Annotated in this window: 17 protein-coding genes and 6 pseudogenes; 13 read left to right on the top strand and 10 right to left on the bottom strand. The window is 71.7% G+C overall.

What is annotated here, in order from left to right; translation table 11 throughout:
• The first annotated feature begins 41 nt into the window (after positions 1-41).
• From ACFV9T_RS10200 to tpg, 4 genes are all read left to right on the top strand, one after another.
• Entirely contained in the window at positions 42-2,741 is a 2,700-nt protein-coding gene (locus tag ACFV9T_RS10200) for a SpoIIE family protein phosphatase (protein WP_385438158.1), read from the top strand.
• A 33-nt stretch (positions 2,742-2,774) separates the two neighbouring features.
• Entirely contained in the window at positions 2,775-3,404 is a 630-nt protein-coding gene (locus tag ACFV9T_RS10195; RefSeq protein WP_385438155.1) for an SRPBCC family protein, read from the top strand.
• Positions 3,405-3,474: 70 nt separating this feature from the next.
• The gene (tap, locus tag ACFV9T_RS10190) at positions 3,475-6,054 is read left to right on the top strand and encodes a telomere-associated protein Tap (RefSeq protein ID WP_385438153.1); all 2,580 of its coding nucleotides are present in this window, start codon (positions 3,475-3,477) and stop codon (positions 6,052-6,054) included.
• A gap of 17 nt (positions 6,055-6,071) precedes the next feature.
• Positions 6,072-6,629 carry a telomere-protecting terminal protein Tpg gene (tpg, locus tag ACFV9T_RS10185; protein WP_385438152.1) on the top strand — a complete coding sequence of 186 codons (558 nt, stop codon included), beginning with the start codon at positions 6,072-6,074 and terminating at the stop codon, positions 6,627-6,629.
• A gap of 18 nt (positions 6,630-6,647) precedes the next feature.
• On the opposite strand, the gene ACFV9T_RS10180 is transcribed toward tpg, so the two are convergent.
• On the bottom strand, positions 6,648-7,172 hold the full coding sequence (locus ACFV9T_RS10180) for an AAA family ATPase (protein ID WP_385438149.1): 525 nt from the start codon (positions 7,170-7,172) through the stop codon (positions 6,648-6,650).
• Between the two features lie 36 nt (positions 7,173-7,208).
• Here ACFV9T_RS10180 and ACFV9T_RS10175 point away from each other — a divergent pair, with 36 nt between their 5' ends.
• Positions 7,209-8,177 (top strand): phosphotransferase family protein, encoded by a 969-nt coding sequence (locus ACFV9T_RS10175; RefSeq protein WP_385438146.1) that lies wholly within the window; start codon positions 7,209-7,211, stop codon positions 8,175-8,177.
• A 50-nt stretch (positions 8,178-8,227) separates the two neighbouring features.
• Positions 8,228-8,389: pseudogene (locus tag ACFV9T_RS10170) on the top strand (SAM-dependent methyltransferase); the annotation flags it as partial.
• Between the two features lie 42 nt (positions 8,390-8,431).
• Here the strand turns inward: ACFV9T_RS10170 and ACFV9T_RS10165 are convergent.
• Both ACFV9T_RS10165 and ACFV9T_RS10160 read right to left on the bottom strand, forming a co-directional pair.
• Complete coding sequence (locus ACFV9T_RS10165) at positions 8,432-8,950, bottom strand: recombinase family protein (protein WP_385438145.1); 519 nt, start codon at positions 8,948-8,950, stop codon at positions 8,432-8,434.
• Positions 8,951-8,967: 17 nt separating this feature from the next.
• Positions 8,968-9,432 carry a recombinase family protein gene (locus ACFV9T_RS10160; protein WP_385438143.1) on the bottom strand — a complete coding sequence of 155 codons (465 nt, stop codon included), beginning with the start codon at positions 9,430-9,432 and terminating at the stop codon, positions 8,968-8,970.
• Between the two features lie 224 nt (positions 9,433-9,656).
• Here ACFV9T_RS10160 and ACFV9T_RS10155 point away from each other — a divergent pair, with 224 nt between their 5' ends.
• Entirely contained in the window at positions 9,657-10,739 is a 1,083-nt protein-coding gene (locus ACFV9T_RS10155; protein ID WP_385438209.1) for a protein kinase family protein, read from the top strand.
• A 72-nt stretch (positions 10,740-10,811) separates the two neighbouring features.
• On the opposite strand, the gene ACFV9T_RS10150 is transcribed toward ACFV9T_RS10155, so the two are convergent.
• The gene (locus tag ACFV9T_RS10150; RefSeq protein WP_385438142.1) at positions 10,812-11,702 is read right to left on the bottom strand and encodes a helix-turn-helix transcriptional regulator; all 891 of its coding nucleotides are present in this window, start codon (positions 11,700-11,702) and stop codon (positions 10,812-10,814) included.
• A gap of 104 nt (positions 11,703-11,806) precedes the next feature.
• On the opposite strand from ACFV9T_RS10150, the pseudogene ACFV9T_RS10145 reads away from it, so the two are divergent.
• Positions 11,807-12,016 (top strand): annotated as a pseudogene (locus tag ACFV9T_RS10145) (SDR family NAD(P)-dependent oxidoreductase); the annotation flags it as partial.
• A gap of 50 nt (positions 12,017-12,066) precedes the next feature.
• Complete coding sequence (locus ACFV9T_RS10140; RefSeq protein ID WP_385438140.1) at positions 12,067-12,936, top strand: oxidoreductase; 870 nt, start codon at positions 12,067-12,069, stop codon at positions 12,934-12,936.
• 165 nt (positions 12,937-13,101) lie between these two features.
• Here the strand turns inward: ACFV9T_RS10140 and ACFV9T_RS10135 are convergent.
• Both ACFV9T_RS10135 and ACFV9T_RS10130 read right to left on the bottom strand, forming a co-directional pair.
• Positions 13,102-14,925: pseudogene (locus tag ACFV9T_RS10135) on the bottom strand (Tn3 family transposase); the annotation flags it as partial.
• A 98-nt stretch (positions 14,926-15,023) separates the two neighbouring features.
• A pseudogene (locus ACFV9T_RS10130) lies at positions 15,024-15,720 on the bottom strand (DUF4158 domain-containing protein); the annotation flags it as partial.
• Positions 15,721-15,851: 131 nt separating this feature from the next.
• Here ACFV9T_RS10130 and ACFV9T_RS10125 point away from each other — a divergent pair.
• Together ACFV9T_RS10125 and ACFV9T_RS10120 are read left to right on the top strand one after the other, a co-directional pair.
• A pseudogene (locus ACFV9T_RS10125) lies at positions 15,852-16,010 on the top strand (SAM-dependent methyltransferase); the annotation flags it as partial.
• Positions 16,000-16,179 (top strand): annotated as a pseudogene (locus ACFV9T_RS10120) (DUF664 domain-containing protein); the annotation flags it as partial. The pseudogenes ACFV9T_RS10125 and ACFV9T_RS10120, both read left to right, overlap by 11 nt.
• A gap of 292 nt (positions 16,180-16,471) precedes the next feature.
• Here ACFV9T_RS10120 and ACFV9T_RS10115 read toward each other — a convergent pair.
• The 3 genes from ACFV9T_RS10115 to ACFV9T_RS10105 are packed head-to-tail and all read right to left on the bottom strand — an operon-like array spanning position 16,472 to position 18,552.
• Entirely contained in the window at positions 16,472-17,479 is a 1,008-nt protein-coding gene (locus ACFV9T_RS10115; protein ID WP_385438137.1) for a DMT family transporter, read from the bottom strand.
• Positions 17,479-18,093, bottom strand: coding sequence for a TetR/AcrR family transcriptional regulator (locus tag ACFV9T_RS10110; protein WP_385438135.1), 615 nt, complete (start codon positions 18,091-18,093; stop codon positions 17,479-17,481). Before ACFV9T_RS10110 ends, ACFV9T_RS10115 begins: the two co-directional genes overlap by 1 nt.
• A 51-nt stretch (positions 18,094-18,144) precedes the next feature.
• Complete coding sequence (locus ACFV9T_RS10105; protein ID WP_385438133.1) at positions 18,145-18,552, bottom strand: RidA family protein; 408 nt, start codon at positions 18,550-18,552, stop codon at positions 18,145-18,147.
• A gap of 277 nt (positions 18,553-18,829) precedes the next feature.
• On the opposite strand from ACFV9T_RS10105, the gene ACFV9T_RS10100 reads away from it, so the two are divergent.
• Together ACFV9T_RS10100 and ACFV9T_RS10095 are read left to right on the top strand one after the other, a co-directional pair.
• Positions 18,830-19,771, top strand: a complete 942-nt coding sequence (locus tag ACFV9T_RS10100) for an SDR family NAD(P)-dependent oxidoreductase (protein ID WP_385438132.1) — start codon at positions 18,830-18,832, stop codon at positions 19,769-19,771.
• A gap of 46 nt (positions 19,772-19,817) precedes the next feature.
• Complete coding sequence (locus ACFV9T_RS10095) at positions 19,818-20,813, top strand: alpha/beta fold hydrolase (protein WP_385438130.1); 996 nt, start codon at positions 19,818-19,820, stop codon at positions 20,811-20,813.
• Here ACFV9T_RS10095 and ACFV9T_RS10090 read toward each other — a convergent pair.
• Positions 20,810-21,613, bottom strand: coding sequence for an inositol monophosphatase family protein (locus ACFV9T_RS10090; protein WP_385438207.1), 804 nt, complete (start codon positions 21,611-21,613; stop codon positions 20,810-20,812). The genes ACFV9T_RS10095 and ACFV9T_RS10090 overlap by 4 nt on opposite strands.
• Between the last annotated feature and the right edge of the window lie 17 nt (positions 21,614-21,630).

Below are 21,630 nucleotides of genomic sequence, written 5' to 3'. Positions count from 1 at the left end.
GTCGATCGAAGCCCTCCCCGCCTGTCCGGTCGCGGGGACGCTTGCGCTCCCTTCTTGGCGTGCGCAGCATCGCCGGACAGGTATTCGCCGTACAGGCGATCGTCGTCGTCATGCTCATCGCCGTGGCGACACTGGCGCTCGTCCTGCAGGCCCGGAACGACAGCGAGCAGGAGGCCGTCAACCGGTCGACCGCCGTGGCCCAGGCCTTCGCGGGCTCACCGGGCACGGCGGAGGCCATGACGTCCCGCCGCCCGTCCGCCGTCCTCCAGCCACGGGCCGAGGAGGTCCGTAAGCGGTCGGGCCTGGACTTCGTGGTCGCGGCGAACCCCAAGGGCGTCCGCTATACCCACCCGCTGCCGCGGCAGATCGGCAAGCAGCTCATCGCCGACTACAAGCCCGCGCTGCGCGGCGAGGTCGTCACCGAGACCGTGCAGGGCCCCCTCGGCAAAGAAGTGCAGGCCACGGTCCCGATCCGGCGGGCCGACGGAACGGTCGTCGGTGTGGTCTGCGCCGGGATGACCGCCCAGGACGTGAGCGGCCGGGTCACCCGCCAGCTGCCGCTGGTCCTCGGCGCGGCCGGAGGCGCGCTCGCCCTCGCCACCGCCGGTACCGCCCTGGTCGGGCGGCGGCTGCGGCGGCAGACCCACGGCCTGGGCCCGGCCCAGATGACCCGGATGTACGAGCACCACGACGCGGTGCTGCACTCCGTCCGCGAGGGCGTGCTCATCGTCGACGGCCACGGCCGCCTCGTCCTCATCAACGACGAGGCGAGCCGGCTGCTCGACCTGCCCCCGGACGCCGAGGGCCGCCACGTCGGCGACCTGGGCCTCGAACCGCGCACCGCCGAGCTGCTGTCCTCCGGCCGGGTGGCCACCGACGAGGTGCATCTCGCGGGGGACCGGCTGCTGGCCGTCAACCAGCGCTCCACCGAGTGGGACGGCGGCCTCCCCGGCAGCGTCGCCACCCTCCGGGACACCACCGAACTGCGCGCCCTGTCCGGCCAGGCCGAGGTGGCGGAGAAGCGGCTGCGGCTGCTGTACGACTCGGGCGCGAAGATCGGCACCACCCTCGACATCTCCCGCACCACCGAGGAGCTGACCCGCTTCGCGGTGCCGTGGTTCGCCGACTTCGCCACCGTCGACCTGGTGGACCCGGTGCTGCGCGGCGACGAGCCGTCGGGCGACGCCATGTGCCGTACGGCCACCTTCGGCATCCGCGAGGACCACCCGCTGTGGCGGGTCGGCAAGCGGACGACGTACGTGCGCGGCGCGCCGCAGGCGCTCGGCTTCGGCGCCGGGCGGCCGGTGCTCGACGCCGACATCCGCGACTTCGCCGGATGGCAGGAGCAGGATCCCGAGCAGGCCGTCCGGATCGTCGAATACGGCATCCACTCGATGATCACCATTCCGCTGCGCGCCCGCGACGTCACCCTGGGCATCGCCACCTTCTGGCGTTCCGAGAAGTCCGAACCGTTCGACCAGGACGACGTGGCCCTCACCGAGGAGCTGGTCGCGCGCGCCGCCGTCGCCATCGACAACGCCCGCCGCTACACCCGCGAGCACTCCATGGCCGTCACCCTCCAGCGCAGCCTGCTGCCGCAGGGCCTGCCCGAACAGGACGCCCTGGAGGTGGCGCACCGCTACCTGCCCGCCCAGGCCGGGGTCGGCGGCGACTGGTTCGACGTCATCCCGCTGCCCGGCGCCCGGGTCGCCCTCGTCGTCGGCGATGTCGTCGGCCACGGGCTGCACGCCGCCGCCACCATGGGGCGGCTGCGCACCGCCGTGCACAACTTCTCCGCGCTCGACCTGCCGCCGGACGAGATCCTCAGCCACCTCGACGAGCTGGTCACCCGCTTCGACCAGGACCAGGTCGCCACGGACACCGACGCCGCGCCGATCAGCGGCGCCACCTGCCTGTACGCGATCTACGACCCGGTCTCCGGCCGCTGCACCATGGCCCGGGCGGGCCATCCGGGCCCCGCCCTGACCTACCCCGACGGCACCGTCACCTTCCCCGAAGTCCCCCTCGCCCCGCCGCTCGGGCTCGGCGGCGAACCCGTCGAGACGACCGAGATGCTGCTGCCCGAGGGGAGCAGGCTGGCCCTCTACACCGACGGTCTGGTCGAGGACCGCGACCGGGACCGGGACACCGGGCTGCGCCTGCTGCGCAGCACCCTGGCGGGCCACCCCGAGCGCGGCCCCGAGGAGATCTGCCGGGCCGTCTTCGAGGCCATGACCTCCGCGCACCCGCGCGACGACATCGCCCTCCTCGTCGCCCGCACCCACCTCGTGGACCCCGGCTCGGTCGCCGAATGGGACGTCCCCGCCGACCCCGCCGCCGTCGCCGGAATCCGCGCCGAGGCCGCCCGGCGGCTGGCCGGATGGGGCCTGGAGGAGAGCGGCTTCACCACCGAACTCATCCTCAGCGAGCTGGTCACCAACGCCATCCGCTACGGCTCCGGCCCCATCCACGTCCGCCTCGTCCACGACCGCAGCCTCATCTGCGAGGTCTCCGACGGCAGCAGCACCTCCCCGCATCTGCGCCGCGCCGCCTCCACGGACGAGGGCGGCCGGGGTCTGTTCCTGGTGGCCCAGTTCGCCCAGCGCTGGGGCACGCGCTACACCCCCACCGGCAAGATCATCTGGGCCGAGCAACCCCTCACCGCCGCCGCCCCCGGCCCCGAACCCACCGAGGAAGACCTGCTGGCCCAGTGGGACGACCTGGACGACGTGTCGACGTAGCGAGCACCGCCGCACCGGCAAGGAAGAGCAGCCATGAGCGACATAGCCGACCAGACCAACGACGTACACCGCGCGGTCGGCAGCCGCGCCGTCCCCGAAGGCGACGCCCGCACCGTGACGCTGCGCCGCACCTACGATGCCGCCATCGAGGAGGTCTGGGCGGCGTGCACCGACCGCGAGCGGATCGCCCGCTGGTTCCTGCCGGTCAGTGGCGACCTGCGGCTCGGCGGCCACTACCGGCTGGAGGGCAACGCGGGCGGCGAGATCCTCCGCTGCGAACCCCCGCGACTGCTCACGGTGAGCTGGCTGTTCGGCGAGAACCCCGGCTTCAGCGAGGTCGAGGTGCGGTTGACCGCCGACGGCGGTGAGCGCACCGTCTTCGAGCTGGAGCACGTCGCGGTCGTGCCCGCCGAGATGTGGGACCGGTTCGGCCCCGGCGCCACCGGAGTCGGCTGGGACCTCGGCCTCCTCGGCCTCGGCCTGCACCTGCGCGGCGAGTCGATCGGCGACCCGGCCGCGTGGGAGGAGACGGACGAGGCGCGCGCGTACGCGGCCCGCAGCAGCGAGGCCTGGGGCGCGGCGTACGAGGCGTCCGGCGCACCGGCCGACGTGGCGGCCGCCGCCGCCCGCGCCACCACGCGCTTCTACGTCCCCGAGCGGTAGGCGTCGCGACGGTCCGCGATATGTGCGCCGGAAGTCCGCTCCTGTGTATAACGGGGGCGGGAGGCGTTCCATGTCCGAGTTGTTCGACGCGATCGACGCACTGATCGCGGGCCAGTCCCCGCTGCCGTCACCGGCCGAGCGGGAGCGGCTGCGCAAGGCACACGGCCTGAGTCAGGAGCAGGTCGCCAAGGCGCTGAAGGTGCGCCGTGCGACGGTGGTGAACTGGGAGAGCGGAAAGACCGACCCCCGGCCGCCACAGCGCGAGGCGTACGCCCACTTCCTGAACGAACTGGCGAAGCTCTACCCACCCCCGGAGACGCCCCCGGCCCCTGAAGCTGGCCCCTCAGCGGCCCCAACCCCGATCCTGGCCCCAACCCCCGAGACCGCTCCGGGAGTCGCCCCGGCCGCGCACCCCGCTCCCGAAGCTGCCCCGGCCTCAGCCGCCGCCCCGGAGGCGGCCCTGGCCTCGTCCCCGGCTCCTGCAGCAGCTCCAACCCCCGGGACCCCGGCCCCGTCCCTCGCTTCTGAGGCGGCCCCGGGCCCTGTATCTGGTCCCGCAGCGGCCTCGCCCCTGGCCTCTGCGGCGGGCCCAACCCCCGAGGCTGCCCCGGCCCCGGCATTGGGCCTGGACCCGGCCTCTGCCCCAGCGTCCGCCTCCGCCTCCGCCTCAGCGGCTGCCCCGACCCCCGAGACCGCTCCGGGAGTCGCCCCGGCCGCGCACCCCGCTCCCGAAGCTGCCCCGGGTGTGGCCCCGCGCCCTGCTCCCGAGGCGCCCCCCGCTTCCGAGGTGGCGCACCCCGCGCCCCCGGCCGACGCCCCCGTATCTCCCCCCGCCGCACCGGCGGTTCCGCCGCCCTCGGGGGAGTCCGGGCCGCCCGCCGGGGGCACCGCGGCGTCCAGCCGCCCGGCCCCGCGGCGGGCAACCCGGCAGGCTACGGGACGGGCCGCCGCGCGCAAGAGCCCCGCCACGCCGCCGCCCGCCGCCGAACCCCGGTTCGCCCACGGACCCCTGGCCGTCGTGGACGGCGACGGGACCGCGTACTGCACCGGCGGCCTGGTGCTGGAGTGCCCGCTGAAGGACGTCCCGACCCTGGTCACCTGGGCCTTGGCCGAGGCCCAGTTGGGCGCCCCCCGGCTGCACCGCAACGGCAAGGACGCCGACCCCCTGCTCGTCCTCACCACCTCCGCCGCCGAACGCCTCGGACTGCCCGCCGAACTGACCGACCGCCGAAACCTGCGCCTGCCCGAGGACCACAAGGTCGTCAAGCAGATCGCCAAGGCCCAATGGCAGCTCACCCGCCGAGGCTTCGGCCCCTGGGCCACCGTCTACCGTCCGGTGCAGGGCGGCCGCCGCCACTGCGTGCGGTTCGCGGTCCTGCCGTGGGGCGCGCTCGACTCCCGCGCCTGGGGGAGCGCCGACCGTTTCGCCCCGGCCGAACTGGCGCGCGTACTCGGCGACTACGCCACCCGCGTCATCACCCCGCGCGGCACCACCGCCGTCACCGGGCTGGAGCTGATGACCGCCCTGCGCCCGCCCACCCGCGCGGTGAAGGACGAGGCGACCGGCGCGTGGGTGTCCGGCCCGCAGCCCGGTTCGCTCACCGCGCCGGTCGACCCGGCGCCACCGGAGGCGCCGGACGAGCATCCCGTCGTCGCCCAGCTGTACCCGCGCGGCCACCAGCGCACCCCGGCCGACATCCTGGACGAGGAGGCGTACGACTGGATCCGCGACCCCGAGCTGCTCACCGACGCCGAGTGCGCGCACACCCACGCCGTGGGCATCGACGTCAACATGGCCTTCGCCGCCGCCGCGAACCGCCTCACCGTCGGGCTCGGGGCGCCCGAGCACATCAAGGCGCCCGCCTTCGACAAGGCGCTGCCCGGCAGCTGGCTGGCCGACCTGTCCCACATCGACCTCGACCCCCGCCTCCCGAACCCGTTCACCCCGCACGGCAACCGCCCCGAGGGCCCGGCCTGGTACGCCACGCCGACCGTGGCGTACGCCGTGGAACTCGGCCACGACGTACGGCCCGTCGAAGCGTGGGTCCGCCCCGAGACCGGCCCCTACCTGGACGCCTGGTACACCCGGCTGCGCGACGCCTACATGGCCACCATGGAACTGCTCGGCGTGGTGTCCGGCATGAGCCCGCCGGACTACCTCGCCGCCATGGAGCGGCACAAGCGGGCCGACCCCGGGCAGGCCGCCGTCCTGTCCGCCATCAAGGCCACTGTCAAGGGCGGCATCGGCAAGCTCCGCGAACGGCCCCAGGGCGCCCGCTACCGCCCCGGTGAACGCTGGCCCGCGCTGGAACGCCCCACCTGGCGCCCCGACATCCGCGCCGCCGTCATCTCCACCGCCCGGGTGAACATGCACCGCAAGATGCGCAAGCTCGCGGACGCCGGGCTGTTCCCGGTCGCCGTCCTCTCGGACTGCGTCGTCTACCTCTCCGACGGCCCGAGCCCGCTCGACTTCCTGCCGCACACGCCCGACGGCAAGCCGCTGCCCGGCGGATTCCGGCTCGGCGTCTCACCGGGCATGGTCAAGCACGAGGGCACCCAGGAGTTCCTGTGGGCGGCCCAGCTCCTCGACGAGGGCCACAACCCGGCCCGCCACATCAAGGGCACCGACGCCGCGCTCGACGGCGAATAGGGGAGGGGACGAGCACGATGGGCATCATGGGCGACAGCCTCGACAAGGCCTCCGAGGCCACCTTCACGCGCCCCATCCCGAAGACCGCCCCCGCGCAGATGCGCTTCCTGGTGAAGCAGGAGAAGGGCTCCACCAAGGCGGTCGCGCGCCGCCTCGGCGTATCGCAGCGCACCGTCGAGCGCTATCTCACCGGCCAGTTCAAACGCCCCCGCAAGGACCTCGCCGCGCGCCTCGCCGACGAGGTGCGCAAGGACTGGCAGCCCCGGGTGCGCGCCCGGGCCAGGAAGCAGGCCGCCACCGCCACCGGCATCGTCATCGAGACCCGGGCCCGCTTCGGCTTCACCGCCGCCCCCGGCTCCACCGACGACGGCCGCATCCGCCTGATCACCCAGCACCTGCCCCCGGCCTACGCCGCCCGCCTCTTCGAAGCCCAGTCCACCGGCGCCACCGAACAGCAACTCCGGGACATCGCCGCCGAGGGCTTCCAGGAGATCTACTTCAAGGACAGCGGCCGCCGCGCGGACGGCCTCCTGGTGGAATTCACCGACATCGACTACGTCGAAATGGACTTCTGACGCCGACAGGCCGTTTTCTCAACTCTTGACGGCCTCCGCGATCCGCAGGGCGGCCTGTGCGGGGGTGAGGTGCGTGGTGTCGACGACCTCGGCCTCGGCGTGCAGCCACGTGCGGGCCGCCTCGGCGTAGGGCTCAAGGTATCGGAGACGGAACGGGGAGTCGGGGCCGAGTACGGTGTCGCCCGCGATGCGCGCGCGGAGGGTGTCCTGGTCGGCGTGGAGGACGAAGTGCCGGACCGGAACGGCATGCTGGGCAAGGCCCGAGCTGATCTCCCGCCAGTACTCCTCGACCAGGACGGTCATGGGCATCACCAGGGTGCCGCCCGCGTAGTCGAGGACGCGTCGGGCGGTCTCGACCACGAGCGGCCGCCACGGTGGCCAGTGCTGGAAGTTGTCCGTCGCGGGCAGCCCTGGGGTGATGTCCATGAGTGTCTCGCCGACCTTCTCGGCGTCGAACACCCGTGAATCCGGGATCAGCTGCTGCACGTGCGCACTGGTCGTCGTCTTGCCAGCGCCATGGGTACCGTTGAGCCATACGATCACGAGACTCAACACTAGAGTCGTGGGGCGGGTTCGCGTATGTCGGAGCGGGAAGCGGCGGCTGTTCGACCGTTGACACTGGCTTGGGTGAGCCGCCACCTGGAGGCTGGTGAACGGGTCGTCAGGGCCGAGGCGCTGCACGGCGGCATCACTGCCGACATGCGGAGGCTGACCATCGGCACGCGGGACGGAGCCACCCGTGACCTGGTGCTGCGGTCCTTCGTCGACGTGGAGTACGCGGAGGACTGGCTGAACAGGGAGGCCGGTGCCCTGACCCTGCTCACGGGGACCGGCGTTCCGGCTCCTGGACTGGTCGCGGTTGATCCGACCGCCGCGCATTGCGAGTATCCGTCGCTCCTCATGACGCATCTGGCGGGCCGGACGGTCCTGGACGATGAAGGGTTGGAGAGGCGCGTCCCTCTGCTGGCCCGTCAACTCGTGGCGATCCACGCGGTGCGACCCGCCGTGCGGCCCCGGGAGTACGTGGCGTTGACGACCGCCGACACCGTCGTGACTCCGAAGGGCGTCGACGTGGCGGCGTGGGCCGCGGCTATCGACGTGATCCGCAGGCCCGCGCCGCCCTATGAGGGGCGATTCCTGCACCGGGACTTCCACCCCGGCAACGTGCTGTTCGACGTGCCGCCCGCAAGGCCGACAGATGCCCGGATCAGCGGCGTCGTCGACTGGGCGGCTGCCTCCTGGGGCCCGGCGGATCTCGACGTGGCGCACTGCTCCACCAATCTCGCGCTGCTGCACGGCCCGGCGTGGGGTCTGCGGTTCGCTGAGGCGTACGAGGAGGCGGGCGGGGCGCTGGCCGCGACCGCGAGCGAGCGGCGGTACTGGCTGGTGCGGGACGCTCTGGCGTTCTCGGAGGAAGTGGGGTTGGTGTCGCAGCCATGGCGGGAGGCAGGCAGGACAGAGCTGACGGCACGAGCCGTGGAGGAGCGGCTGGACGCCTACGTCACCGCCCTGATGGACACGGAGGTGCCCGCCTGCGGCGATCGGTGAGGGTCGCTGCGTAGGCGCGTACGCACCCCTTGCGGGCCGAACAGGGTGCTCAGGGGTGGCAGGCCACCGCCGCCGAGACCTCGGCCGTGGCGGTCGAGCGGCTTGCCGCCCTCGCCCGCTCACACGGCCTGGGCGACAGCGTCGCAACCGTGCGGACCGACTTGCGCAAGTCCTTCCCGCCCGGTGAGTTCGACATGGTCTGCGCCCACTACGGCCTTGGGGATCAATCGAACCGTGGTTATCGATGAGATTGATCATGGTCGTGTTGCGGGTGCTCCGAGGTCCGGGCGGGGGTGGGGGACGTCGGCGCCCTGAAGTGCGGCGAAGTCGGTGTGCGCCTGCTCGACGGCCTCGGGGTACGCCTGCCGTTTCTCGTGCTCGGCGAGGGCTCGGTAGAGGCTGGACACGCTCGGGTTCTGGCCCTTGCGCTTGCCGGTGGGGATGATCAGGTCGGGCTGGATCTGCTCGACCGTCTCGCCGCCCGCGCGGCGGCGGAGGATGGTGTGGAGCATGTCGTCGGTGACGACCGGCGGCCGGCCGCCGTGCTTGCCCTTGCGGGCCGCGGTGTCGAGCCCCTCGAGCGTGGACTCCCGGATGTTCTCCCGCTCGGTCTCCGCCATCGCGGCGAAGAAGGCGAACAGCAGGCGGCCGTGCCCGGTGGGGTCGTAGATCCCGGCCAGGGGCCCGGCGAGCATCTCCAGGACCAGGCCGTGGGCTGCGAGGTGGTCGGCGAACGCAGTCAGCTCGGCCGCGTCCCGTCCGAGCCGCTTCATCTCGTAGACCGTGAAGATCACCCGGCAGTGCGGGCATGCGCTTTGATCTCCCGGGCGGTACGAAGGGCCTCCTCGAACTTCGGTCGGACCCGCACGCGGGTGCTGATCTTCTCGGCGAAGAGCTTGTCCCGGGGGATGTTCTTCGCGGCGAGCGCGTCCAGTTGCGTCTGGAGTTCCTGGGTCAGGGTCGAGCAGCGGGCGTAGCCGATGCGGATGTCCGCGCTCGGGGTGTCCGGGGCGACCGGGGCGGGCACCGGTGTGCCGGGCCGCCACGGCTGCCCAGGGCCGCGGTCGGCGGGGGTCGGCACGCGCAGGAGCTTGGCGAGCCGGGGCACCTTGGTGAAGCGGCCGGTGTGGTAGGTGCCGGCGACCGCGCCGGAGCGCGAGCGGCACGGTGAGCCGGGCTGGGCCGAGCAGCGCGGGCAGGGGTGGCGCTCGACGTCGTCCCCGTCGGATGCGTGTGCGGGTTGAGGGTCCGTCATGACCACGGATCGTGTCACCAACTATTCCCAGAACATGCCGCGTTCCACTTTTGAGCGAGAACGGGTTCTGACAGTGGATCGGGCCTCCGGTGCGCCCGGGATACCCGTTTCCGATCTTGCTCCGGGAAAGGGTCGTTTGTGAGACGGCTGACCTTTTCGGCGTAGGGTCGGTGCCGTACTTCGAGGATTGCCGAAGCCCTGGTTCGGGCACCGAGGAGCTGTCGATGCTGGACCGGGATGTGCTGCGCGCCGCGCGTCTGGCTGATTACGGGACCGTGAGCACTCAGCTCTCCTTGCTGAGTGACCACCGGCTCGGGGAGGCCGTGGCAGCCGCTACCCCGCTCGGGTCGGGCATCGGCGGCAGGTCGGCAGAGCTGGGCATCAGCGGAACGCGCGTCTTCGTCAAGGGGATCCCTTTGACGGACACCGAATTGCGCCCGGAGAACGTGCGGTCGACGGCGAACGTCTTCGAACTGCCGATGTTCTACCAGTACGGCGTCGGCTCGGCCGGGTTCGGTGCCTGGCGGGAGCTTGCCGTGCACACCATGACCACGAACTGGGTTCTCGGCGACGAGTATGCGGGATTCCCCCTGATGTACCACTGGCGGGTTCTGCCTGACTCCCCTCCCAAGGGATTCACCGACGAGTTCGGGGGCCTGGAGGGGGCCGTCGCGCACTGGGAGGGATCACCCGCCGTTCGTGACCGGTTGGAGGCCATCGGCCAGTCCTCGTGCAGCCTGGTGGTCTTCCTGGAGCACGTGCCGTACACACTCGCCGGATGGCTGGCCGACCACCGCGTAACCGCCGTGCCGGATGTCGGGGACGGCTCGCCCTTCCGCTGGGTGGAGAAAGCTCTGATGGACGGAGCTGCCTTCATGAGTTCTCGCGGACTTGTCCACTTCGATGCTCACTTCAACAACATCCTGACCGATGGCCGCCAGCTCTACTTCGCTGACTTCGGACTTGCCCTGAGCTCCGGCTTCGACCTTTCGGCGGACGAGTCCAACTTCCTCTCGGACCACCTTGCGTACGACCACTGCTACACCGCGAGCCACCTGCTCCAGTACCACTTGCTCGACGGTGTGCGCGGTGACACGGAACGCGAGGTCTTCCTGCGCGACTGGATCGCGGGCCGGCGACCTGGCGGCATCCCGCCCGAGATCACGGCCATCATCGACCGGCACGCACGCCCTACCGTCGTCGTGGACTCCTTCTTCCGCCGTCTGTTCACCGAGAGCAAGCAGACTCCGTTCCCGGCCGCGGAGATCGAGCAGCAGTTGGGCGCTGGCGCCACGACCCCGAGCTGATCCACGCCTTCGCCAGCCAGATGATTACTTAGAGCTACACGCCACCTGGCCGTAGCTATACGAGAACAGGGCCTACCGGCGTGTGTGCGAGCTGGTCGTGGTGTCCGGCGGACCGGCGATCGCGGTGAGTTGCAGCTTGGTCTCGTCCGAGCTGCCAGGTACGGCAGTCATGATCACAATCTTGAGCTCGGAGTCACCATCGGTCAGCACATCGCAATCCACCGTGACCAGCCCCACCGAGGGGTGCTCGATCGCTTTATGGTCCTCACGGTGAGCGGCCACGGTGCCTCCCGCCCACAATTCGGCGAACCGCTGGTTGCCCGCGCGCAATACCCGGATCAGCTCTGCCAGGCGCGCGTCGTGCGGGAAGCGGCCGGTGGCGCGGCGCAGATCGGACACGACGGCGGCGTCGGTGGCGTCCCGGTCCGCTTCGGTCACTGGCCAGAGCCCGAGGCGAACCGGATCTGCGCTTACCGGGAACCGCTCGCGGGCGAAATTGCGCAGCTGCGGGGGCACCGACGAGGGATCGCCGAACAGCGCAGCCCAACTGCGGTTCCACCAGATCAGCTGCCAGTCCGCTGCGAACACGGCGACCGCGACGTCCCCGAGCCGGGTCAGGACACGGTGAACGCCGGGTGTGATGTGGCCGGAGATCGCGCCGTCCACCGGTGGGGCGAGCTGGGCCAGCCGGTACAGATGATCCCGCTCGGCGGTGGACAGCTGAAGGGCGCGTGCCAAAGACGCGACCACCGACGCTGAGGGCGTCGTGGCCCGGCCCTGCTCCAGGCGCACGACGTAGTCGACCGAGACACCGGCGAGGTCGGCGAGCTCCTCGCGGCGCAGCCCGACCGCGCGCCGTGCCCGGCCCACCGGCAGTCCCGCGGCCGACGGGGGCAGCCGTTCCCGCCAGGTGCGGATCATCGCTCCCAGCCCGGCCCCCGGTGTCGTCGTCATGATGTCCATCGTCCTGCATCCTCGGTCATCAAGGTGATATCGAGGGTGGTACTGCTGCTCCTACCGTTGAAGCGTCCCTGGTGGAGTGCCGCGGGTGTACGCACTATGAACGCATGACGATCATCTTCATCACGGGAGCGAGCAAGGGGCTTGGTCGCGAGACCATTCGCCGCCTCATCGCACTCGGTCACACCGTGCTGCTCGGAGCCCGCGACCCCTGACAGGGCGCGGAGGCAGCCGCCACGCTCGGCGCACGGTTCGCCGCCATCAACGTCACCGATGACGCGTCCGTCACCGCTGCGGCTGCGGATATCCCCGCACACAGCCAATAGAGGGCAAACCGCCCACACGGGAATGCAATGGAAGGCACGCCATGACCGGCACCACCCCCGGCGGAACTCTCACCCTCGCCGACGACCTGACCATCAGCCGCATGGGATACGGAGCCATGCAGCTTGCGGGACCCAACGTGTTCGGGCCGCCCAAGGACCGGGACGAGGCCGTCGCGGTGCTGCGAGAGGCCGTCGAGCGGGGCATCACTCACATCGACACCAGCGACTTCTACGGACCCGCCGTCGTCAACGAAATTATCAAGGAAGCCCTGCACCCCTACCCCGCGGACCTGCGCATCGTGACCAAGGTCGGCAACCGTCGAGGCGACGACGGCAGCTGGAACATCTCGCGGGACCCCCAGGACCTCAAAGCCCAGGTCCACGAGAACCTCCAGCACCTGGGCCTGGACACGCTCGACGTGGTGAACCTGCGCCTGGGCACCAACGAGGGGCAGACGGACGAGGAGCCGATCGGCGACATGTTCGGCGCACTGGCCGAGCTGCAACAGGAAGGCCTGATCCGCCACCTCGGACTCAGCGCCGCCTCAGAGGCCCAGCTCACCGAGGCGCAGACCATCGCCCCGGTCGTCACGATGCAGAACCTCTACAACCTGGCCAACCGCCAGGACGACGCCCTCGTCGAGCGGTGCGCGGCGCAGAACATCGCCTTCACCCCGTTCTTCCCCCTGGGCGGCTTCTCCCCGCTGCAGTCACAGACCTTGACCGAGGTCGCCGCACGCCTTAACGCCTCACCCCAACAAGTCGCCCTGGCCTGGCTGCTGCAGCGCTCGGCCACCATCGCCCTCATTCCGGGCACCTCCTCGCGCGCCCACCTGCGCCAGAACATCGCCTCCGCCGACCTGACGCTGCCGGCGAACGCGGTCTCCGAACTCGACACGATCGGCAGCTGACACCAAGCAGGGAAGACCCCAGTCGGCATCGGGCTCAAGGCGGTGGCGGCGACGAGCTCGGCGCGATGGTGATCGTGCTTCGCCTGCGCAGGGGCCGCAGGCCGTCGTCCGGCTGGGGGCGGCGGAAGGTGTAGCGGCCCAGGACGTTGAGATTGGCGTGGCGCAGAGCGCGCCGAGCTGGTCTTCCTGCCCGTCGCGGTATGCCTGCATGATCTGCCCGCGTTTGCCGTGGCAGATGTCGCGGGCCAGCTTGTGGCGGGACTCCTGGATGGTGAGCTGGCGGTTCATCTGGCGTCGGTATGTGTCGTCGACCGGGTCGACGACACGCAGCAGGTGCAGGGTCTTGCCGATCCGCCCGTACTCCGCGAACGCCTGACCCAGTGGGGTCGGGCGCCCTTCCCGGCCGAACATCCGCAGCAGGTCGTACGCGCGGACCTGCCCGGTCACCAGCGCTCCGGCCACCCTGATCATGTCCGGCCAGTGCGTGACCACCCTGTTCAGGTTGACCTTGTTGCGGGCCACCGCCTCCAGCGGCCCGTAGCCGCCGGTGGCGATGCCAGGCATCTCCGCGCGCCAGAACCGCTGGTCCGCGAGGTCTTTGAACCGGGGGAGAAGTTGTAGCCGAGCAGGGAGAACAGGCCGAACACCATGTCGGAGTAGGAGGCGTTGTCGGTGGCGACCATCTCCGGCCGTGCCCCGGCGTCCAGGTTCAGCAGGGTGTCCAGGATGTGCAGGGAGTCGCGCGGCGTGCCGGGCACGACCATCTGCCCGATGCCCGCGACCTGGTCGTTTACCGCGTTCAGCCAGGTGATGCCGCGCTTGAAGTGGTAGTACTTCGGCGACGGACCGGCGTTGATGGTGCGTTTGGGCACCACGAACCGCAGCCCGTCGACGGATGCCAGCAGGCCCTCGCCCCAGTGGGAGACGATCGGGACCCGCGCCTGGGCCTCGATCAGCTTCGCGTTTCCGGCGGCGATGGTGTCCGCGCGCAGGTAGTGCTGGTCGACGTGCACCAGCCGGGCCCGGTTGAGCGCTTCGTCATCCGGGTCGGTAACGGGGGTGTAGCCGATGTTGCACGCCTCGGCGACCAACAGCGTCACCAGGGAGGTCTTGATGTCCTCCATGCGGGGGCGGCCGTCCCCGAGGTGCACGAAGGCGTCCAGGAACCCGGTCCAGGCATCGACCTCGAACAACAGGTCCGGCAGGTCGATCTTCGGGAGCATCGCCGCGGTGGTCTTGCGCAGCCACTTCAGCGACGCGCTCTCGCCCAGCGCCCCCAGGCGGTCCACGTTCAGCTTCAGCCGCCCGTTGGGCTGGATCTCGAAGCTGAGCTTCGCGTCCTGCCCGGCCTCCTGAAGCCGCTCGGCCATCAACTGCCAGGCCGCGTCCAGGGCGCGCACCCGCCCGGCCAGGTGTTCCTCGACCGGATCGTCCAGGCTCAGCCCGTGCAGGAAATCCTCGGCGACGGCCTCCCACTGCTCGCCGTCCAGCAGCCTCGCCCGCGGGTCGGACCAGCGGTTCGACGGCGAGGCGAACACATCCCGCCGGTTCAGCGCCCGGTAGAGCTGCTCCAGCACGCACACCACGTACGCGTCCCGGTCCACCGTGCCCTCGGGCAGCTCCGGGTTGGAGTACACCGGCTTCTTCCACGCAGGCGGCACCAGCTTTCCGTCGATCTCCCGTGGCAGCAGCGGCTTGACCTTCACCTTCCGCCGCGCGAGCGCGGGCAGCCGCTTCACCGCCTCCAGGGCCCGCTTGCCTCCGGAGGCCGCCCCCCAGCGCGGGCGACTCTCCCAGCAGCGACAGGAACGGGCGGACGGTGCTGTACCGGGTGGCCAGCAGACGCCGCATCTCCGCCTCGGCCTCCTCATCCCCCGGCCCAATCAGCTCTCCCATCAAGGCGGACGCGGCCTCGACCTCCTCGCGCGGGCCGATCTCCGTCTCCAGCGCCCGCCACATCGCGCCCGGATCGAAGTCCGCGCCGCTCTCGGCGATCAGGTCCAACTGCTCACTCCACAGCCGGAGCACCCCGTCGACCATGCGGTACGCCCTGGCCACCCGCGGACGGGCCGCCACCCAGTCCCGGTCTGTCGCCCGCCGGGCGGCGCTGATCAGCTTCACCTGCATCAGCAGCACGAACAGATCCAGCGCGTCATCAATCGCTAAGGCTTCCATGTGCCGCACCACCGACGTCAGCAGCGCGGTACGGCGCGGCTCCGGCGTGCGCTCCAGGATCGGCGCCTTCGACCCCAGCCCGACCCGCGCCAGCGTCGCCAGCCGATTCGGCGGCACCTTGTCCAGCTTCACCCGGCCCAGACGGAACCCGGAGATCTCATCCACCCGCTCCAGGGCCTTCGCCATCCCCATGCCCGTCGTCCTCGTCGGCGGCCGGCGCAGCCGCTCCAGCTCCGAGAGCCGCCGCCCCTCCGGCACATCCAGCAGCGCCACCAGGTCCCCCGGCAGCGCCGCATCCGCGCGCCGCGCGGCACCCGCCACCGTGGCGTACAGGCGCTTCTCGGCGACCGAGCGCACCTCGGCGACCTTCTTGGCCAGCACCGAAGCCCCCGGTAACAGAACCCGGTTGCGCCGCAGCCAGCCCACCGCCTGGTTGAACAGCGACACCGGCCCCTCCGCGTGCGTCCACGCCCGGCCGTGCAGGAACGCCCGGAACTTCCGGCCCCACTCCCGGTCCTCGAACGGGCGGTAGCCGTAGGCGTCCCGGATCTCCCAGGCGCGGTCGTACGCGGTCTGCCGACGCTCGGTGTACCGCTTCACACACGACGGACGCTAGTCGAGCAGACACCGGATCAGTGAGCCGTCACCCGAACCCCTGCGCGGACACCCGTCCCGTGATACGGCGCCTAGCCCATGATCAATCTCATCGATAACCACGGTTCGATTGATCCCCGACGCCGCACTACCTCCTCACCCCCTTCGACCTGGACCGGGCAACCGTCCCGCGCTCGGCCGCCCGCGCACTGCGCCCGGGCGGGCGGCTGCTGGTCGTCGACCACGGCTCGGCCGCACCGTGGTCGTGGGACCAGGACCCCGATACCCGGTACCCGAGCGAACGACGTTCTCGACGGGTGCACCGATCTGGGCGCCCCGGTTCCCTGACCGAGGCCGGGCCGCCCCGTTCCCAGCATCCGCTGGGCACTCACCCACATGATCGAGGAAACCGGCCGACACGCGGGCCACGCGGACATCCTCCGCGAACTCATCGACAGCACGACCGGCCGCTGATCGCCCTCACGCGCGCGTCGAGCTGCAGCCGACGGCGAGACGCATCAGTTGAACGCACGCACCACCAGCCGGACAACTGCCCTGACTCCCCGCCAGACCCACTCGAACAGTCCTCCCGCCACGGCCACGTCGGCGGCGGCGTCCCCGGCTTCGGACATCCGGCCCGACTCCGAGCGGCACTCAGAGCAGGAACGGGGCCAACCGCGCCTTCGCGCACCGCACTTCTTGCACGTCGTCATGCCCCATTCTTCCCTGCCGCCGCACCGGGGCCGGTGGGGGCGCCGGGGGCTGGCTACTGCTTCCGCATCGGGATCAGAGCCGCGCCCTCCCCCTGGGGCCCGGTGTCCGGCGCCGGGGTGGTCGTCCGGGGCTTCGGGGCGGGGGTGCGGGGCGGGGTGGTGAGTACGGCGAGGCAGCTGACGACCAGGGCGATGCCGACCCACCCCAGCGGGGGCAGGCGTTCGCCGACGACCAGGACGGCCAGCACCGCCGCGACGGCGGGTTCCAGCAGGGAGAGCGTCGTCGCGGTGCTCGCCGGTACGTGGGCCAGGCCCCAGCCGAACAGGACGTAGCCGATGAACATCGGCACCAGGGCCATATAGGCGCCCACGGCCGCGTTGGACCAGGAGCTGAGCAGCGGGGCGCCGGTGGCCAGCAGTACGGGCACCAGCAGCAGACCGCCCAGCCCGAAGACGGCGCCCATGGCCGCGCCCGAGGTGATGCCACCGCTGATCAGGCGGTGGGCCGCCCAGGAGTACAGGGCGTAGGTGACACCGGCCACCAGGCCCAGCGCCACTCCGAGCACGATCGACCCCACGGAACGGGCCCCGGTGTCGTTGCTGCTGTGCGCGGCCTCTGCCGCGCACAGCAGCACCGTCCCGGACAGCCCCAGCGCGGCGCCCGCCGTCCAGCGGCGCGTCAGGCGGCGTCCGTCCGCGGCGCGTTCGATGACGGCCGAGGCGAGCGGGGCCGAGCCGATCGACACCACGGTTCCGGCGGCGACCCCGGCCAGGTGCATGGAGCTGTAGAACGCCAGCGGGTAGGCCCCCACCGCCAGCGCGCCGAGCAGCACCACACCGCGCCGGGTACGGAGCGCGGGCGCTTCCCGGGCGATGCGGGGCGCGGCCATGAGGGCCTGGAGCAGACCGCCCAGGCCCATGGCCACGGCTCCGATCGCGAGCGGTCCCACGCCCGGGGCGAAGGTCGCGGCGGTGCCCGTGGTGCCCCACAGCACCGACGCCACGAGCACGCACAGCGAGCCCACACCCACCGAACCGGCCGCCCGTCCGGCGGGCCGCATCACAGCCGGTCCACCAGGTCGGCGGCCATGGTCCGGGCGTGCTCCAGACGCGTACCCGCGCCCTCCAGACCGGCGCGCGCCATCGCGCCCTCCAACAGGAACGCCAGCTGCTCCGCCATCGCGCGGGCCTCCCCGGGCCGCTCGGGCAGCAGTTCCGCCAGGTGCGCGGCGAGCAGGGATTCCACGTCCTCCTTGTGGCGGCGTACGACGGCCCGCCCCTCGTCCCCGGCGGGCAGCTCGGCGGCCGCGTTGAGCAGACCGCAGCCCCGGAAGCCGTTCTCGTAGGCGAAGGCCGCGTGATCGGTGTACGCGTCGAAGACGGCCAGCACGCCGCCGCGGCCGTCGCCGTCCCGGACACCCGCCAGCCGTCGCCGGTACAGGTCCATCCACTCCTCGTGCCGCGCGTCGAGGTAGGCGACCACCAGATCGGCTTTGGAGGAGAAGTTGTTGTACAGGCTCATCTTCGCCACGCCCGCCTCGGCGGTGATCGTGTCGATTCCGGTGGCGGATACGCCGTCCGCGTAGAAGCGGCGTGACGCGGCGGCGAGCAGCCGCTCACGCGCCGCCCCGCGCCGCCTGCCGGGCTGCCGCGCCGCGGCGCCGGTCGTGCTCATCGCGCGTCCCTTCTCCGATACTAGGTAGGTCAGTCTACCTAATAACGAAGCTCAGTCGAGGACGGCGGTGGCTTCGATCTCGACGAGATGGTCCGGTACGTCCAGTGCCGCGACGCCCAGCAGCGAGGCGGGCGGGGTCGCGGTGACTCCCAGCTTCGCGGTCGCCCGGGAGATGCCCTCCAGAAGCACGGGCATCTTGTCGGGCGTCCAGTCCACGACATAGACGGTCAGTTTCGCCACGTCGTCGAAGGAGCCGCCCGCACCGGCCAGGGCGGTGGCGACGTTGACGTAACACTGCTCGACCTGCGCGGCGAGGTCGCCCTCGCCGACCGTGACGCCCTCGGCGTCCCAGGCGACCTGCCCGGCGATGAAGACCAGCTTCGATCCGGACGCGATCGACACCTGCCGGTAGACGTCGATGCTGGGCAGCCCGCTGGGGTTCAGCAGAGTGATGGCCATGCCGTGTGCCTCCTCGTGAGCTTCACGCTCTCTCGTGGTTACTCGGGAACCGTAGGAGAGCGCCCGCTGGCATGGAAGAACGCACTTTTCCGTGCCTGAGGAACCTGTTGGTGACCCAGCAGCTCACGAGCGTGTCTGCCGCTGTCGGTGATCCACAGCCGGTCTGTCGCCGATCTGTCGGCGGCCGCTGCGATCTTCGATGGCAGGGGCGCTCACCCCGAGCGGCCCCGCTCGATACGGGCTCACCCAGCCTTCTGCCGCAAGGGAGCTTGCCGCCATGCCCTCCATACCCTCCGCCCCACCCTCCTGGGACGTCCACCGGCTGCCGCGCGCCGATGACCGCGTGGTCCTGGTCACCGGCGGCAACGCGGGCATCGGGTACTTCATCGCGGAACAGCTGTCCACGACCGGCGCCACCGTCGTACTGGGCAGCCGCAGCCCGAAGAAGGCCGAGGCCGCGATGGCGGCCATCCGCGAGCGCGTCCCCGGTGCGCGGGTGCGGGCGCTGCGGCTGGACCTCGCCGACCTCTCGTCGCTCGAAACCGCCGTGGACGCACTGGACTTGACCCACCTCGACGCGGTGGTGCACAACGCCGGGGTCGCCCTCGACGATCCGCCGCGCCGTGAGACCGTGGACGGCCACGAGCTGATGTTCGGCACGAACCACCTCGGACACTTCGCGCTCACCACCTGGCTGATGCCCCTGCTGTCGGCCGCACCCGCGGGCCGCGTCGTGACCATGGGCAGCTTCGCGGTGAAGACCGAACGGCTGGACCTGGACGACCCGCACTCCCGGCAGGACTACCGCCCGAAGCGCACCTACGGACGGTCCAAGCTGGCGCAGATGTCCTTCGGCCTCGAACTCGACCGCCGTCTGCGCGCCACCGGCAGCACGGTGGCGAGCGTGGTGGTCCACCCCGGTGGCGCGCTGGACTCCCTCACCCCCTCCCGGCCACCGGTGCATGTACGGACCCTCGGCACCCGGCTGCGCGCGGCGCCCGCCGGGGTCCTGCTCCAGGGCAAGGACGCCGGGGCGTGGTCCGCGGTGCGAGCGGTGCTCGACCCCGATGTGCGCGGCGGACAGCTGTGGGGGCCGAGCGCCTTCGGCCTGCGCGGCAGGCCACGGCCCGAACCGGTGTGGGCCCATCTCGCCGACACCGCCGCCGCGGCGCGGCTGTGGGACATGAGCCGCGCCATGACCGGCAGTGCGTGCATATAGCATCGTTACTGAGCAGTAGAGCGCCGCAACCGGAAGAGGAAACACAGTGCACAGCCCGGTCAAGCATGACGTCGTCGAGGTGAACGGTGTGCGGTTGCACATCGCGGAGCAGGGGCAGGGGCCGCTGGTCCTGCTGCTGCACGGCTTTCCGGAGAGCTGGTACTCCTGGCGCCACCAGTTCGCCCCGCTGGCCGAGGCCGGATACCGCGTCGTCGCCCCCGACCAGCGCGGCTACGCCCGCAGCGAGCAGCCCGAGGACGTCGCCTCGTACAGCCTGCTCCACCTGGCCGGTGATGTGATCGGGCTGATCCGCGCGCTCGGCGAGAAGCAGGCGGTGGTCGTCGGACACGACTGGGGCGCCCCGGTCGCGTGGATCACGGCGATGCTGCGCCCCGATGTCGTACGGGCCGTGGCCGGGCTGAGCGTTCCCCCGGCGCTGCCCGCCGGAATGGCCCCGCCCTCGGTCACCCGGACGTACTACGGCGAGGGCTTCTACCAGAACTACTTTCAGCGACTGGGCGTCGCCGACGCCGAGTTGGGGCAGGACATCGCGTCGTCGCTCCGCCGGATCCTGTTCAGCGGCTCCGGCGACAACCCGAAGAACGAGCGGCCCCGGCCCTGGGTCATTCCCGAGGGCCACGCCCTGCTGGACACCGTGCCCGAGCCGGAGCAGCTGCCCGGCTGGCTCACCGAGGCGGACATCGAGGTGTTCGCCCGCGACTACGCCGAACACGGCACCCGGGCCTTCACCGGCCCCCTCAACTGGTACCGCAACATCGAACGCAACCAGGAGCTGCTGGCCCCCTTCCAGGGCCGTGGCATCGAGGTGCCCGCGCTCTACATGGTGGGCGACCGCGACCTGGTCACCTCGTTCCGCGGCATGGACACCCTGCGCGCCGCACTGCGCCGGATCGTCCCCCAGCTGCACGACGACGTGACCCTGCACGGCTGCGGCCACTGGACCCAGCAGGAGCGCCCGGACGAGGTCAACGCCGCCCTGCGGGACTTCCTCGCCCACCTGGACGGCGGCGGCCGAGGCTAACCGCCACCGTTCTCCGCCCGGGCGGCGTGCCAGATGCCGTACGTCTCGTCCGCCGCCCCGGGCGCCGCGACCAGCAGCCCGCCCGACGGAAGGCCCGTGGTCGGCCCGGTGTCGTCGAACGCGAGCGCGCCCGCCTCCCGGCAGATCAGCAGGGCGGGCAGCCCGTCCACCGCCTGGAACCCGCCGATCGCCCCCGCGCTCGCCCGGCCCGCCGCCACCTGGGCCAGCGACAGCGCCGTCGAGCCCATGATCCGTACGGTGCACAGCCGGGCGGACAGCTCCGCGAGCACCCGGTCCATGCCGCGCCACGGGGCATGGGCCGCCCACTCCGTCATCACCACCTGCCCCCGTACCCCTGCGGCCTCGGTGACCCGGATCGGCTCCCCGTCCAGGCGTGCGCCCTCTCCCCGTACCGCCGTGAAGACCTCGCCCCGCCACGGATCGGCCACCAGGCCGAGCAGCGGCCCGGACGCGTCGGACAGGCCGAGGGAGAACGAACTCCAGCCCACCCCGTGCGCGTAGTTCGTCGTGCCGTCGACCGGGTCCACCACCCAGCTCGGCGCCCCCGCAGCGCCCTCGCGCACCCCGTACTCCTCGCCCTCCACCCGGTGGCCGGGGAACTCGCGCAGCAGCACGGAGCGGACTTGGCGCTCGATCAGCTCATCGGTGTCGGTGACCAGGTCGGCGGCGTTCGCCTTGTGCCGTACGCCGCCGGTACGGGGACGGCGCATGGCCTCCGCAGCCCACCGCGCCAGCTCACCGGCCACCGCCACGGCCCGGCGCAGCCCGGCCTCGTCCATCACGGACACCCATCCTC

This window comes from Streptomyces sp. NPDC059850, assembly GCF_042731515.1.
GTDB lineage: Bacteria > Actinomycetota > Actinomycetes > Streptomycetales > Streptomycetaceae > Streptomyces.
Note: the sequence above shows the minus strand (reverse complement) of the source record. Positions and strands in the feature narration are given on the sequence as shown.